We start from the raw sequence: 14471 nt of genomic DNA on the forward strand, positions 1-14471 counted from the left end.
ACAGGTGCTGCCGCCCTCAGGCATGCCCCGGGCTCAGACGAACTGCGCGGCGGCGTGCGCCGAGGCCCAGGCCCACTGGAAGTTGAAGCCGCCGAGGTGGCCGGTGATGTCCAGCACTTCGCCGATGAAGTACAGCCCGGGGGACTTCTGCGATTCCATGGTCTTGGACGACACCTCGTGGGTGCTGACCCCGCCCAGGGTGACTTCGGCGGTGCGGTAGCCCTCGGTGCCCGATGGCGTGAGCTGCCAGTCGGTGAGGGCTTCGGCGATGGCCTGCAACTCGGCCAGGCTGTACTGCTTCATCGGCCGCGAGGCGAACCATCGCTCCGCCAGCAGGGTGGCGAACTTGCGGGTGAAGAGTTCACCCAGCAGGGTCTTCAGCTCGGCATTGGGGCGTTCGCCCTGCTGCTGCACCAGCCAAGCGGGCACGTCGAGATGGGGCAGCAGGTTGATCGAGATCGCCTCGCCGGGGTTCCAGTAGGAGGAGATCTGCAGAATGGCGGGGCCACTGAGGCCGCGGTGGGTGAACAGGATGTTCTCGCGGAAGCTGGCGCCGTTGCAGCTCACCAGGGCGTCCACCGAGGTGCCGGAGAGTTCGGTGCACATCGCCTTGAGCTGATCGGTGATGGTGAAGGGCACCAGGCCGGCGCGGGTCGGCAGCACTTCGTGGCCGAACTGGCGGGCCACCTGGTAGCCGAAGCCGGTGGCGCCCAGGGTGGGAATCGACAGGCCGCCGGTGGCGATCACCAGGGATTGGCAGCGCACCGGGCCGATGGCGGTCTGCAGCGCGTAGCCGGCCTCGTCGCAGGCGATGGCGCTGACGGCTGTGTCCAAGCGCAGGTCGACGCCGTGCTCGTCGCACTCGGCCAGGAGCATGGCGAGGATGTCGCTGGCCTTGTGGTCGCAGAACAGCTGGCCGAGCTTCTTCTCGTGGTAGGCGACACCGTGCTTGTTCACCAACTCGAGGAAGTCCCACTGGGTGTAGCGGGCCAGGGCCGACTTGCAGAAGTGGGCGTTGGCGGAGAGGAAGTTGGCCGGCTCGGTGTAGAGGTTGGTGAAGTTGCAGCGGCCGCCGCCGGACATGAGGATCTTCTTGCCGGCCTTGTTCGCGTGATCGAGCAGCAGCACCTTGCGACCGCGCGCGGCGGCCTTGGAGGCGCACAACAAACCGGCGGCGCCGGCCCCGATAATCACCACATCAGTCACGAACAAGAAACCACCCTCAGAAGTCGAATCGGCCAAGGCGCGCGCCGGTGGCGAAGTCTACCCTATGGAGGTGCCGCGACCAGCGCTCTCCGCTGGCTGGCAAGGGAAATGCGTGCAGTCCGGCGATGCCGACCGTCCCCGCCCCAGTGGAAGCCATGGATGAAAAAGACCTGCAGTGTCCTGTTGTTGCTCGTTCTGCTGTGCTCGGGCCCGCTGCGTGCCGAGCACCTGCGACTGGTGGCCAACACCTGGCCGCCGTTCACCGACGCCAACCTGCCCCAGGGTGGCCTGGCGGTGGACCTGGTGGTGACCGCGCTGCAGCGCGCCGGGCACACCTCCGAGTATGTGGAGGTGCCCTGGGCGCGGGCACTGCGCGGGCTAGAGGTGGGCGACTACGACGTGGTGGTCAACGCCTGGTACGACCAGGCTCGCGCTGTCTACGGCCTGTATTCGAAGCCCTACCTGGTCAACCGTGTGCGCTTCCTCCGTCATCGCGGCGCGAAGGTGAATTTCGAGACCCTGGCCGACCTGCGCCCCTACAGCATCGCCGTGGTGCGGGGCTATGCCTACTCCGCCGAGTTCGACCATGACCCGACCCTCGACCGGGTGCCGGTGATGGGCTTCGAGATGGGCGCGCGCATGCTCGCCGCCGGGCGCGTGCAACTGACCCTGGAGGACGAACTGGTGGCGCGCTATCACCTCAACCGCGAGCTGAAGGAGCTCAAGGGCCAGCTGGAGTTCCTGCCGCGACCGCTCAGCGAGAACAACCTGGCGATCCTGGTGCGGCGCAGCCACCCGATGCATCGCCAGGTGGTGGAGGACTTCGACCGGGCGATGCAGGCGATGCGCGACGACGGGACCTACCAGCGCATCTTCGAGCGCCACGGCTTCTAGCGGTTGGCGATGGTCCGCCCGCGGCCTTCGTGCTTGGCCTGGTAGAGGCGCTGGTCGGCTTCGTGAAGCAGGCTTTCCAGGTCTTCCGGCGGCCCCTGGTAGATGCCGGCGCTGAATGACAGCGGCGGTGCATCGGCGGCGTACTTGAGGCGGGCGCAGTTGCGTCGCAGCTGGTCGAGGGTGGCCTTGAGGGTGGTCGCGTCGCTCTTGCTGACCACGGCGAACTCTTCACCGCCTAGACGGCCCAGCAGGGCGTCGGGCAGGGCGTGGGCCAGCACCCGGGAGAACATCACCAGGGCGGTGTCGCCGCTGGCGTGGCCGAACTTGTCGTTGATCAGCTTGAAGAAGTCGAGGTCGAGCATCGCCACGCTCAGCTCCTGGCCGGCGCGCTGGGCCTGCTGGAACAGCTGCAGGCCCTGTTCGTAGAAGGCGCGGCGGTTGTAGAGGTTGGTCAGCGAGTCGAACAGCGCCGCCTGCTTCAGTGCGCGCATCAGGTCGCGGCGCTCCAGGGTCGACATCACCCGGCAATTGAGCTCCTCGGTGCAGAAGGGCTTGCGCAGGAAGTCGTCGGCGCCGTGCTTGATGAACATGGCGCTGAGCGAGCCTTTCTGGTCTGCCGAGAGGCCGAGGATGATCAGCTCGGTGCGGTGCAGCTTCTGTCGCAGCATCTTCACCAGGTCGAAGCCGCTGATGCCGGGCATGCCGTGGTCCACCAGCAGCAGGTCGATGTCCGGCTGCTCCTGGAGAATGTGCAGGGCTTCGTCGCCGTCGCGGGCCTCGATGATCTGGTAGAGGTGCGGGGTGAGCACCCGGCGTACGAAGTTGCGGGTGGCCTCGGAGTCCTCGGCGACGAGGATCTTCACCCCGCAGTTGCGCACCAGGCGGTGCAGCAGGCGGAAGACGTATTCGTAGGAGTGCTGGCTTTCCTTGAGCACGTAGTCGACCACGCCCTTGAGCAGGAGCTCGTCGCGGCGCTGCTCCTTGTAGGAGCCGGAGAGGACGACGCAGGGCAGTTCGTAGCGCAGCACCAGGTCGACGATCTCGCCGTCGGGCGCATCCGGCAGGTTGAGGTCGACGATGGCGGCGAAGAACAAGGCGGCGGAGGTTTCCAGCAGCACCTCGGCCTCGGCGCAGGAGGCGCAGAACACGGGCTGCAGGTCCGGCTCCTGGCGGAACAGGTGTTCGAGGATCTTGAGGACCAGCGGGCTGTCTTCGACGACCAGAATATTGCGCACGACCTACTCCATTGATGCGTGGCGGGGGCCTCCCGCCAGCGCTGTCATACAGGGCGAACCTTTCCGGGGCGTTACTAGAGGGCGCGCACCTTGAACGAGCGGCCCTTGATCTTGCCGTCACTCAGGCGTTTCAAGGCCTGTTTGACGATGTTCCTGTCCACGGCCACGAAAGCCTGGAAATCGAAGATGGCTATCTTGCCAACCTGTGCACCCGGAATGCCAGCTTCACCTGTCAGCGCGCCGAGGATGTCGCCCGGGCGCACCTTCTCTTTGCGTCCACCGTTGATACACAGCGTAGCCATTGGCGGCAGCAGCGGGTCACGGTTCTTCAAGACCAGTTCATCCAGGCGCTGCCAGTTCAGCGGGGCCTTCTGCAGGTCCTCGATGGCCTGGGCGCGGCTGGCTTCGGCGGGCGCCACCAGGCTCAGGGCCAGGCCCTTCTCGCCGGCCCGGCCACTGCGGCCGACACGGTGCACGTGGATTTCCGGGTCGCGGGACAGCTCGACGTTGATCACCGCTTCCAGGCCGGCGATGTCCAGGCCGCGTGCGGCAACGTCGGTGGCCACCAGCACGCTGCAGCTGCGGTTGGCGAACATGGTCAGCACCTGGTCGCGGTCGCGTTGTTCGAGCTCGCCGTGCAGGGTCTGTGCCGAGATGCGGTTGGCCTGCAGGTGTTCCACCAGCTCCTGGCACTGCTGGCGGGTGTGGCAGAAGGCGACGCTGGACTGCGGGCGATGGTGCAGCAGCAGGTGGACCACCGCGTCCATGCGCTGGTTGGGGTCGATCTCGTAGAAGCGCTGCTCGATCTGGCTGTCGTCGTGCAGGGCCTCGACCTTCACCTGCTGCGGGTTGCGCAGGAAGCGCCCGGCCAGTTCGGCGATGCCCTTGGGGTAGGTGGCGGAGAACAGCAGGGTCTGCCGCTTGGCCGGGGTCTGCTCGATGATGTCGGCGATGCTGTCGTAGAAGCCCATGTCGAGCATGCGGTCGGCTTCGTCCAGCACCAGGGTGTTGAGGCCGTCGAGCTTCAGGGTGCCCTTGCGCAGGTGCTCCTGGATGCGCCCCGGGGTGCCGACGATGATGTGCGCGCCGTGCTCCAGGGAGCCGATCTGCGGGCCGAAGGGCACGCCGCCGCAGAGGGTCAGCACCTTGATGTTGTCAGCGGCACGGGCCAGGCGGCGGATTTCCTTGGCCACCTGGTCGGCCAGCTCGCGGGTCGGGCACAGCACCAGGGCCTGGCAGCCGAAGAAGCGCGGGTTGAGCGGGTCGAGCAGGCCGATGCCGAAGGCGGCGGTCTTGCCGCTGCCGGTCTTGGCCTGGGCGATCAGGTCCTGGCCCTTGAGGATCACCGGCAGGCCCAGGGCCTGGATGGGCGTCATCTCGTGGTAGCCGAGGGCGTCGAGGTTGGCCAGCATGGCGGCGGACAGGGGCAGGGCGGAAAAGGCGTTGGTGGTCACGGGCGGGGCCTGGCAATCGGATAGGCGCGCAGTTTAGCAGGATGGCGCCGGGCCACCTTGCCGTCCCGGTGTCGCAGCGCCTTATCAGTGGCCGATATCGTCGGGTACCCGACGCACGGCGCGACCGCTGTCCGGCGGCAGCTGGAAGAAGATCGCCGCCGCCAGCAAGGTGAGGGTGCCGACGCACAGGTAGGTGGCCTGGAAGGCCGCCAGCACCGAGGGCGCATCGGGCTTGCCGAAGCCGCCCAGCAGCGCCGCGGCCACCGCCACGCCGAGGCTCATGGACAGCTGCATCACCACCGAGAGCAGGCTGTTGCCGCTGCTGGCCTGGTGGTCGTCGAGGTCGAGCAGGGTGACGGTGTTCATGGCGGTGAACTGCATGGAGTTCACCGCGCCCAGGGCGCCCAGGTGCAGGAGCAGCAGCGGGTAGGGCGTGTCGGCGTCGATCAGCGCCAGGCTGGCGATCATGCCGCCGAGCAGCAGGGTGTTGCCCAGCAACAGGCGGCGGTAGCCGAGGCGGTCGAGCAGTGGCTTGGCCAGGGGCTTGGCGATCATCGCCGAGAGCGCCAGAGGGATCATGGTCATCCCCGCCTGGGCCGGCGGAAAGCCCAGCGCCACCTGCAGCAACAGGGGCGTGAGGAAGGGCAGGGCGCCGCTGCCCAGGCGCGAGAAGAGGTTGCCGAGGATGCCGGCGGCGAAGGTGCGGGTGCGGAACAGCGAGGGGGCGAACAGCGGCTGTTCCACCTGCACCGCGTGCAGCCAGTAGGCGGCCAGGCAGGCGAGGCCGCCGAGCAGCAGGAGCATCACCCGCACATGGGGCAGGTGCAGTTCGCCCAGGCCCTCCAGGGCGATGGTGATCAGCACCATGGCGGTGCCGAACAGCAGGAAACCGTAGACGTCCAGGCGCACCGGGCCGCTGGAGCGCAGGTCGGGCATGAAGCGCCAGGCGGCCCAGCCGCCGATCAGGCCGACGGGCAGGTTGATGAGGAAGATCCAGTGCCAGGTGGCGTATTCCACCAGCCAGCCGCCGAGGGTGGGGCCGATCAGCGGGCCGAACAGGCCGGGCAGGGTGATGAAGCTCATGATCCGCACCAGCTCGGTACGTGGGTAGGCGCGCAGCACCACCAGGCGCCCCACCGGCATCATCAGCGCACCGCCCAGGCCTTGCACCACGCGGGCGGCGACCAGCTGCGGCAAGGTGGCGGAGAGGGCGCAGAACAACGAGCCCAGGCTGAACAGGACGATGGCGCCGAAGAATATCCGGCGGGTGCCGAAGCGGTCGGCGATCCAGCCCGAAGCGGGAATCAACAGGGCCACCGTGAGCATGTAGGCGATGATCACCGACTGCATGCGCAGCGGGTCTTCGGCCAGGTCGCGGGCCATGGCCGGCAGGGCGGTGTTGAGGATGGTGCCGTCCAGGGCCTGCATGAAGAAGGCGACGGCCACCAGCCAGGGCAGCAGGCGGGCGGTGCGGGCGTCGAGGCTGGGCAGATCGGCCATGGGATTCCTTGGGCGTGCGACCTTGCGGACTTTAGGCGCCGCCGGCCGGGCTGTCATCCCGCCGCGAGCGGCGACGGCTGCTAGGCTTGGTTCACTCCCCCCTCGCGTTTGCTGCGGAATGGCCCCTATGCGGATCTGCTGTGCGCTGCTGCTTTCCCTGTTGGTCCTGGCGCCCTGCCATGGGGCGCAGTGGTTCCCGGTACCGGTGATCGCCGACGGGCAGGCCCGCGACTACGTGCCCCTCGACCATGCCAGCCGGCCCTGGCGCATCTGCACCCTGCTGCCCCATGGCATCGACCGCTATTGGTGGGGCGTCGCCTGGGGGCTGGACGAGGAAGCCCGGCGCCAGGGCGTGCAGCTGGGCATCTACGAAGCGGGCGGCTACCAGTTCCCGGCGATGCAGCGCGCCCAGCTGGCCCGCTGCATCCAGCTCGGTGCCGACGCCTTCGTCATCGGCGCCATCGAGGCCCGTGGCCTGTGCCACGAGATCGAGCAGTTGAAAAGAAACGGCACGCCGGTGATCGACCTGGTGAACGGCATCGACTGCGATGGCGTGACCGCGCACGCGCGGGTGGATTTCGCCGATATGGCGCGGGAGGCCCTGGGCTACATCGGTGAGAGGGCGGGGGGCGGGCCGATCAACCTCGGCTGGCTGCCGGGCCCCAGGGACGCGGGCTGGGTGCTGGACGCCGAGCGCGGCTTGCGCACGGCCATGGACGGCACGTCGGTGCGCCTGGCCGATGGCGGCTACGGGCCGGTGGACCGCTCGACCCAGGCGGCGCTGGTGCGCGGGCTGCTGGGGCGTGAGTCACGCCTGGACTACCTGCTGGCCAATGCCGAAGCGGCCGCCTTCGCCGCGCAACTGGTCAAGGGGTCGCCGTCGCGCTTCCAGACCCAGGTGGTCTCGCTGTATGCCACCGAGCGGGTGGTGGAGGACATTCGCCAGGGGCTGGTGCTGGCGGCACCGACGGATTCGCCGGTGATCCAGGCGCGCATCGCCATCGACCTGGCGGTGCGGGCGCTGGAGGGCAAGGGTGAGGCGCGCTGGGTCAGCCCGCGCATCCAAATGCTGGACCGGCAAAGCCTGGAGCATTTCGATATCAGCCGGCTGATGCCGCCGGGTGGGCACTGGATGATCCGTCAGGAGCTGCCGGAGTAGGGCGGGGCTCCCGGGCCGGAGCCCGGTCTGTGGGAATGAAGGGGCGGTACTGGCCGCCCCTGGGGTTCAGCCGGCCTTGCGCTGCGGCTGGGTGCGTACCGGGGCGTCGCCGGCGACGTAGTAGCTGGCGGTGCTGCGGGGCAGCGGCTGGCGGCCACGGATCCGGTCGGCGATCTTCTCGGCGATCATGATGGTGGTGGCGTTGAGGTTGCCGGTGATGATCTCCGGCATGATCGACGCATCCACCACGCGCAGCCCTTGCATGCCGTGCACGCGGCCCTGGCCGTCGACCACCGCCATCTCGTCGCTGCCCATCTTGCAGGAGCAGGAAGGGTGGAACGCGGTTTCGGCGTGGTTGCGGATGAAGTCGTCCAACTCGGCGTCGGTCTGCACCTGGGCACCGGGGCTCAGTTCGCGGCCGCGGTACTTGTCCAGGGCCGGCTGCGCCATGATCTCGCGGGTGATGCGGATGCCGTCGCGGAACTCCTGCCAGTCCTGCTCGGACGCCATGTAGTTGAACAGGATGCTCGGGTGCTCGCGCGGGTCGCGGGACTTGAGGCGGATGCGGCCGCGGCTCGGCGAGCGCATGGAGCCCATGTGCGCCTGGAAGCCGTGCTCCTGCACGCCCTTGCTGCCGTTGTAGTTAATCGCCACCGGCAGGAAGTGGTACTGGATGTTGGGCCAGGCGAATTCGGGGCGGGTGCGGATGAAGCCGCCGGCCTCGAACTGGTTGCTGGCGCCCAGGCCTTTGCCGCGGAACAGCCAGTTGGCGCCGATGGCGGGCTGGTTCCACCACTTGGTGGCCGGGTAGATGGACACCGGCTCCTTGCAGGCGTACTGCAGGTACAGCTCGAGGTGGTCCTGCAGGTTCTCGCCGACGCCGGGCAGGTCGTGCACCAGGGGGATGTCGAACTCGCGCAGCAGGGCGCTCGGGCCGACGCCGGAGCGCTGGAGGATCTGCGGCGAGGCGATGGCGCCGGCGCACAGCAGTACTTCGCGGCGGGCGTTGATGGTGATTGGCTCGTTGCCGTCGCCGTGCAGGTAGGCGACGCCACTGGCGCGCTTGCCGGTGAAGAGGATGCGGTCGGTGGTGGCGTGGGTGACGATGGTCAGGTTGGGCCGGCCACGGGCCTGGTCCAGGTAACCGCGACCGGTGGCGGCGCGGCGGCCTTCCGGGGTCACGGTGCGGTCCATCGGGCCGAAGCCTTCCTGCTGGTAGCCGTTGAGGTCGTCGGTGGCCGGGTAGCCGGCCTGCACGCCGGCCTCGACCATGGCGTGGAACAGCGGGTTGTTGCCGGCCTTGGGCGTGGTGACGCTCACCGGGCCGTCGCCGCCGTGGTAGTCGTTGGGGCCGATGTCGCGGGTCTCGGCCTTGCGGAAATAGGGCAGGCAGTCGAGGTAGGTCCAGTCTTCCAGGCCGGGCGCCTTGGCCCAGTTGTCGAAGTCTAGGGCGTTGCCGCGGATGTAGCACATGCCGTTGATCAGCGAGGAGCCGCCCAGGCCCTTGCCGCGCCCGCATTCCATGCGGCGGTTGTTCATGTGCGGTTCGGGGTCGGTCTCGTAGGCCCAGTTGTAGCGGCGGCCCTGCAGCGGATAGGCGAGGGCGGCGGGCATCTGGGTGCGGAAGTCCAGGCGGTAGTCAGGGCCGCCGGCTTCGAGCAGCAGGACGCTGGTGCCGGCGTCCTCGGTCAGGCGGGTGGCCAGTACGTTACCGGCTGAGCCGGCACCGATGATGATGTAGTCGAATTCTTGAGACATGAGGCTCTCTCTTTAAATGGCTGGGGGCTGGAAGCCAGGGCTCAGGGCTCCTGGCTTCCCGCTTCGGGTTGCCGTTTAGAAGACGGAGAAGTAGTCGCCGAGCTCGACCTGCACCGACTTGATGCGGGTGTAGTGGGCGAGGGTGGTGAGGCCGTTCTCGCGGCCGACGCCGGACTGCTTGTAGCCGCCGACGGGCATCTCGGCGGGCGACTCGCCCCAGGTGTTGATCCAGCAGATGCCGGCTTCCAGCTTGTGGATAACCCGGTGGGCGCGGGCCAGGTCGCGGGTGACGATGCCGGCGGCCAGGCCATAGTCGGTGTCGTTGGCGCGGCGGATGGCTTCTTCTTCGGTGTCGTAGACGAGGATGCTCATCACCGGGCCGAAGATTTCCTCGCGGACGATGGTCATCTCGTCCGTGCAGTCGGTGAACACGGTCGGGGCCACGTAGGCGCCCTTGGCGTACTCGCCGTCGGTGACGCGCTCGCCGCCGATCAGCAGGCGCGCGCCTTCCTTGCGGCCGGACTCGATGTAGCCGAGCACGCTTTCCATGTGCGGGAAGCTGGTGAGCGGGCCGAAGTTGGTGTTCTCGTCCTGCGGGCTGCCCAGGCGGATGCGCTTGACGCGCTCGACCACCTTGGCCTCGAAGCGGGCCTGCAGCACGCGCGGGATGAACACGCGGGTGCCGTTGGTGCAGACCTGGCCGGAGCTGAAGAAGTTGGCCATGACGGCGATGTCGGCGGCGCGGTCGATGTCGGCGTCCTCGAAGATGATCAGCGGCGACTTGCCGCCCAGTTCCATGGTCACTTCCTTGAGGGAGGAGCTGGAGGCGCTGGCCATTACCTTCTTGCCGGTGGCGGTGCCGCCGGTGAAGGAGATCTTCTCGATCTGCGGGTGCTCGGTCAGCCACTGGCCAACTTCGCGACCGCTGCCGGTGAGAACGTTGAACACGCCGTCCGGCACGCCGGCTTCGGTGTAGATCTCGGCCAGCTTGAGGGCGGTCAGCGGGGTCACTTCGCTGGGCTTGAAGATCATCGCGTTGCCGGCGGCCAGGGCCGGGGCGGATTTCCACATGGCGATCTGGATCGGGTAGTTCCAGGCGCCGATGCCGGCGACCACGCCCAGGGGTTCGCGGCGGGTGTAAACGAAGCTGGTTTCGCGCAGGGGGATCTGCTCGCCCTCGATGGCGGGCACCAGGCCGGCGTAGTACTCGATCACGTCGGCGCCGGTGACGATGTCCACGGCGCGGGTCTCGGCCAGGGGCTTGCCGGTGTCCAGGGTCTCCAGGGCGGCCAGCTCGTCGTTGCGCTCGCGGAGAATCTCCACGGCGCGGCGCAGGATGCGCGAGCGCTGCATGGCGGTCATCGCCGCCCACACCTTCTGCCCTTCGATGGCGCTGGCGACGGCGCGCTCGACGTCTTCCTTGCCGGCGCGCTGGACGTTGGCGAGGACCTCACCGTTGGCCGGGTTGATGCTCTCGAAGGTGGCGCCGCTGGTGGAGTCGACGTAGCGACCGCCGATGTAGAGCTTCTGGTCTTCGAATCGGGCCATGGGGTTCGTCCTCTCAGGTCTCGTTTGCGCAAGGCGGGCCGCGCTCGGGGCGGGCCCTTTGTCGGAATCCCGGGCACGGCGAAGGTGCCCGGAAGCGTGAAAACGAGCCTACTTTATTTTTATTGAACGTTCAAACAACAAAGAATAAGCTGCGCTCCATGAACGGGGCTGCGGCAGTTCGCCGCACCTCTTCAGGCCGCATTGCAGAGGCTTCGCCGGGTTACATGAGCGGGTCGGCAGGGCGGCGCGGGTCTGTCGTTGCGCCGTCAGGCGCGTGCTTTCACTGCCCTGGAGCTCTTCTCCACATGAGTACCGCTTCCCTTGCGCTGCATCCCGAGTCGCGTGCGCGGCTCAACCCCGTGGTGTTCTTCGGTTCCACCGCGTTGATCCTGATCCTCACCGTCGCCCTGATCCTCTTCCCCGAGGGGGCCGGGCTCTGGCTGAACAAGGCGCAGAGCTGGCTCTCGCGCAGCTTTGGCTGGTACTACATGCTGGCCATCGGGGCCTACCTGTTCTTCGTGCTCTACGTGGCCTTCTCCCGCTATGGCAACCTGCGCCTGGGGGCGGACGGTGACCGGCCGGACTTCAGCTACGGCGCCTGGGCGGGGATGCTGTTCTCCTCGGGCATCGGCATCTCGCTGCTGTATTTCGCCGCCTCCGAGCCCATCGACCACCTGTACAACCCGCCGGAAGGCGAGGCGGGCACCGAGCACGCGGCGCGCCAGGCGTTGCAGCTGACCTTCCTCCACTGGGGCGTGCACGGCTGGGCTATCTACGCGCTGGTGGGCCTTGCTGTGGGCTACTTCGCCTACCGCCACAAGCAGCCGCTGGCGCTGCGCTCGGCGCTCTATCCGCTGTTCGGCGAGCGCCTGATGAAGGGCTCGGTGGGCAACGCGGTGGATTGCTTCGGCATCTTCGTCACCTTGCTGGGCCTGGTGACCAACCTCGGCATCGGCTCGCTGCAGGTCTCCTCGGGCCTGGAGTACCTGTTCGGCTATCCCCACAGCCAGGGCGCGCTGCTGACGGTGATCCTGGTGATGAGCGCGGTGGCGACCCTGGCCGCGGTGTCGGGGATCGAGAAGGGCATCCGCCGCCTGTCGAACCTCAACATCATCCTGTTCAGCGGCCTGCTGCTGTTCGTGCTGCTGGCCGGCGACACCCTGCACCTGCTCAACGGCCTGGTGCAGAACCTCGGCGACTACCTCAACGGCCTGGTGCTGAAGACCTTCGACCTGTACGTCTACACCGGCCAGTCCGGCAAGAGCGAGGCGTGGATGGGCCTGTGGACCCTGTTCTACTGGGCCTGGTGGATTTCCTGGGCGCCCTTCGTCGGCATGTTCATCGCCCGCATCTCCCGCGGCCGCACGGTGCGCGAGCTGGTCTGCGGCGTGCTGCTGATCCCCCTGGGCTTCACCCTGGCGTGGCTGTCGATCTTCGGCAACAGCGCCCTGGACCTGGTGATGGACCAGAACGCGGCCGAGCTGGGCAAGGCCGCGCTGGAGCAGCCGGCGATGTCCATCTACCTGCTGCTGGAGCACTACCCCTGGGCCAAGGCGGTGATCGGCCTGTCGATCTGCGTGGGCTTCGTGCTGTTCCTGACCCCGGCGGATTCCGGCTCGGTGATGCTCGCCAACCTGTCGCGCAAGGGGGGCGAGCTGGACGAGGACGCGCCCAACTGGCTGCGCATCTTCTGGTCGGTGCTGATCACCCTGGTGACCATCGGCCTGCTATTCGCCGGCAACTTCACCGCCATGCAGACGGTGGTGGTGCTGGCCGGCCTGCCGTTCTCGGTGGTGCTGCTGCTCTACATGTTCGCCCTGCTCAAGGCCATGCGCACCGACTTGGAGGCGCAGGAGATGAACCGGCACTCACCGGTGATCGCGCCCGGCCCCGTCTGACCGGCCCGCAATGAGCAACGCCCCAGGGGAAACCCCGGGGCGTTTTCGTTTGTGGCGGATGAAGGATGACTCGTAGGGGCGATTTCAATCGCCAAGCGGCGCGCAGCGCCGCCATTACGCGCGTCAGCCGGTCGCCTTGGCCAGCTGCAGGTCGAGGTAGTCGTAGGCGATCTGCAGCGCCTGCCGGGCGTTGAAGGTGGTGCCGGTGAGGGCGCTGCGCAGCCACAGGCCGTCGATCAGCGCGGCCAGGCCACGGGCGGCGGCGCGGGCGGGTTCCTGGGGCAGCACGCGGCGGAATTCGCAGCACAGGTTGGAGTAGAGGCGGTGGTCGTTGACCCGTTGCAGGCGGCGCAGGGCGGGCTGGTGCATGCTGGTGGCCCAGAATGCCAGCCAGGTCTTCATGGCCGGGCCGTTGACCTGGCTGTCGTCGAAGTTGCCGTCGATGATGGCGCGCAGGTGCGCCCGGGCGGAGTCGTCGCCCAGGGCCGCGCGACGTTCGCGCACGGCCGTGCTCAGGGCCTGCATCAGGTGGCGCATGGTGGCTTCGAGCAGGCCGTTCTTGTCCTTGAAATAGTGGCTGATGATGCCGTTGGAGACACCGGCGAGGCGGGCGATGTAGGCGATGCTGGCATCGCCCATGCCGACCTGGTCGACGGCTTCGAGGGTCGCGTTGATCAGTTGCGAACGGCGGATCGGCTGCATTCCGACCTTGGGCATCAGGCACTCCAGACGACGAATTCGGACGAAGGAAAGCGCGCAGTCTAGGGCGTATCAAATTGATCGATCAATCAAGAAGGTCGCTTCAGGGATGACCCGTCGGTCAAAGACATGCGCCGTGAAGCGTTGGAAAAGGCGGGAGGCATAACGAAAAACGGCGATGCGCACCGGGGGCACGCATCGCCGTCGAGAGGTTGCCAGCGCTTATTTAAGCCATTCGGCCACGCGCTCGGGGTTCTTGGCGATCCAGGCCTTGGCGGCCTCTTCGGGCTTGGCGCCCTCGCGGATGGCCAGCATCACGGCGCCCACTTCCTCGCCGTTCCAGGAGAATTTCTTGAGGAAAGCGGTGGCTTCCGGCGCCTTGGCTTCCAGGCCCGGGTTGACCACGGTGTCGACGTGCTCGTCGTCGCCGAAGACCTTCTTCGGGTCCTCGAGGAAGCGCAGTTTCCACTTGGCGAACATCCAGTGCGGAATCCAGCCGGTGACGACGATGGGCTTCTGCGCCTTCTCGGCGCGGGTCAGGGCGGTGGCCATGGCCGGGCCGGAGCTGGGCATCAGCTTGATGTCGAGGTTGTACTGCTTGATGGCGTCTTCGGTACGGCGCATCACGCCAGCGCCGGCGTCGATGCCGGTGATCTTGCCGTCGAAGTCCTTGCTGTATTTGTTCAGGTCTTCGATGGATTTGGCTTGCACGTAGTCGGGCACGATCAGGCCGATCTTGGCGCCCTTGTAGTTGGAGCCGAGGACCACGACCTTGTCTTTCAGCTTCTCGAAGTATTCGCCGTGGGTGGCGGGCAGCCAGGCGGAGAGGGTGCCATCCAGGTCGCCGCGGGCGATGCCCTGCCACATGATGGCGGGCTCCACCGGCTTGAGCTCGACGCCGTAGCCGAGTTTCTCCTTGAGTATCTCGCCGGCGACGTGGGTGGCGGCGACGCTGTCGTCCCAGCCGTTGACGTAACCGATCTTCAGGGTGGGTTTGTCAGCGGCGTGGGCGCCGAGGCCAATGGCCAGGGCGGCGATGCCGATGGATTGCAGACACAGGGACTTCAGCTTTCGCATACGTAATGCTCCATCAGGTGGGATTGGCAGCTAGCTACGTTGG

Annotated in this window: 11 protein-coding genes; 3 read left to right on the forward strand and 8 right to left on the reverse strand. The window is 67.4% G+C overall.

The genetic code is table 11. From position 1 onward, the window contains the following. Positions 1-33: 33 nt before the first annotated feature. Positions 34-1212 carry a BaiN/RdsA family NAD(P)/FAD-dependent oxidoreductase gene (locus tag ACXI0U_RS26185; RefSeq protein ID WP_479551021.1) on the reverse strand — a complete coding sequence of 393 codons (1179 nt, stop codon included), beginning with the start codon at positions 1210-1212 and terminating at the stop codon, positions 34-36. Between the two features lie 153 nt (positions 1213-1365). Here ACXI0U_RS26185 and ACXI0U_RS26190 point away from each other — a divergent pair, with 153 nt between their 5' ends. Continuing rightward, complete coding sequence (locus tag ACXI0U_RS26190) at positions 1366-2100, forward strand: substrate-binding periplasmic protein (protein WP_374979620.1); 735 nt, start codon at positions 1366-1368, stop codon at positions 2098-2100. Here the strand turns inward: ACXI0U_RS26190 and ACXI0U_RS26195 are convergent. From ACXI0U_RS26195 to mdtD, 3 genes are all read right to left on the reverse strand, one after another. After that, a complete protein-coding gene (locus tag ACXI0U_RS26195) occupies positions 2097-3335 on the reverse strand; it encodes a diguanylate cyclase (protein ID WP_021222593.1) in 1239 nt (412 codons plus the stop codon). The genes ACXI0U_RS26190 and ACXI0U_RS26195 overlap by 4 nt on opposite strands. A gap of 74 nt (positions 3336-3409) precedes the next feature. Further along, complete coding sequence (gene dbpA / locus ACXI0U_RS26200; RefSeq protein ID WP_021222592.1) at positions 3410-4789, reverse strand: ATP-dependent RNA helicase DbpA; 1380 nt, start codon at positions 4787-4789, stop codon at positions 3410-3412. An 84-nt stretch (positions 4790-4873) separates the two neighbouring features. Continuing rightward, positions 4874-6289 carry a multidrug transporter subunit MdtD gene (mdtD, locus tag ACXI0U_RS26205; RefSeq protein WP_374979621.1) on the reverse strand — a complete coding sequence of 472 codons (1416 nt, stop codon included), beginning with the start codon at positions 6287-6289 and terminating at the stop codon, positions 4874-4876. A 127-nt stretch (positions 6290-6416) separates the two neighbouring features. Between mdtD and torT the strand changes: the two genes are divergently transcribed. Continuing rightward, positions 6417-7448 carry a TMAO reductase system periplasmic protein TorT gene (gene torT, locus ACXI0U_RS26210; RefSeq protein ID WP_043240760.1) on the forward strand — a complete coding sequence of 344 codons (1032 nt, stop codon included), beginning with the start codon at positions 6417-6419 and terminating at the stop codon, positions 7446-7448. A gap of 66 nt (positions 7449-7514) precedes the next feature. Here torT and betA read toward each other — a convergent pair whose 3' ends face one another. Together betA and betB are read right to left on the reverse strand one after the other, a co-directional pair. Beyond that, complete coding sequence (gene betA, locus ACXI0U_RS26215) at positions 7515-9206, reverse strand: choline dehydrogenase (RefSeq protein ID WP_374979622.1); 1692 nt, start codon at positions 9204-9206, stop codon at positions 7515-7517. 75 nt (positions 9207-9281) lie between these two features. After that, on the reverse strand, positions 9282-10754 hold the full coding sequence (gene betB / locus ACXI0U_RS26220; protein ID WP_374979623.1) for a betaine-aldehyde dehydrogenase: 1473 nt from the start codon (positions 10752-10754) through the stop codon (positions 9282-9284). Positions 10755-11116: 362 nt separating this feature from the next. Here betB and ACXI0U_RS26225 point away from each other — a divergent pair, with 362 nt between their 5' ends. Then, complete coding sequence (locus tag ACXI0U_RS26225; protein ID WP_184488570.1) at positions 11117-12652, forward strand: BCCT family transporter; 1536 nt, start codon at positions 11117-11119, stop codon at positions 12650-12652. A 123-nt stretch (positions 12653-12775) separates the two neighbouring features. On the opposite strand, the gene betI is transcribed toward ACXI0U_RS26225, so the two are convergent. Both betI and ACXI0U_RS26235 read right to left on the reverse strand, forming a co-directional pair. Continuing rightward, complete coding sequence (gene betI, locus ACXI0U_RS26230) at positions 12776-13369, reverse strand: transcriptional regulator BetI (RefSeq protein WP_021218177.1); 594 nt, start codon at positions 13367-13369, stop codon at positions 12776-12778. Positions 13370-13573: 204 nt separating this feature from the next. Next, a complete protein-coding gene (locus ACXI0U_RS26235) occupies positions 13574-14428 on the reverse strand; it encodes a glycine betaine ABC transporter substrate-binding protein (RefSeq protein ID WP_021218176.1) in 855 nt (284 codons plus the stop codon). Between the last annotated feature and the right edge of the window lie 43 nt (positions 14429-14471).

The sequence above is a fragment of the Pseudomonas sp. C9D1 genome (assembly GCF_056491235.1).

Bases quoted from the DNA above. Each gene is read 5' to 3' on its own strand.
- ACXI0U_RS26190 (WP_374979620.1), top strand. From the start codon at position 1,366: ATGAAAAAGACCTGCAGTGTCCTGTTGTTGCTCGTTCTGCTGTGCTCG.
- mdtD (WP_374979621.1), bottom strand. From the start codon at position 6,289: ATGGCCGATCTGCCCAGCCTCGACGCCCGCACCGCCCGCCTGCTGCCC.
- torT (WP_043240760.1), top strand. From the start codon at position 6,417: ATGCGGATCTGCTGTGCGCTGCTGCTTTCCCTGTTGGTCCTGGCGCCC.
- betA (WP_374979622.1), bottom strand. From the start codon at position 9,206: ATGTCTCAAGAATTCGACTACATCATCATCGGTGCCGGCTCAGCCGGT.
- betB (WP_374979623.1), bottom strand. From the start codon at position 10,754: ATGGCCCGATTCGAAGACCAGAAGCTCTACATCGGCGGTCGCTACGTC.
- betI (WP_021218177.1), bottom strand. From the start codon at position 13,369: ATGCCCAAGGTCGGAATGCAGCCGATCCGCCGTTCGCAACTGATCAAC.
- ACXI0U_RS26235 (WP_021218176.1), bottom strand. From the start codon at position 14,428: ATGCGAAAGCTGAAGTCCCTGTGTCTGCAATCCATCGGCATCGCCGCC.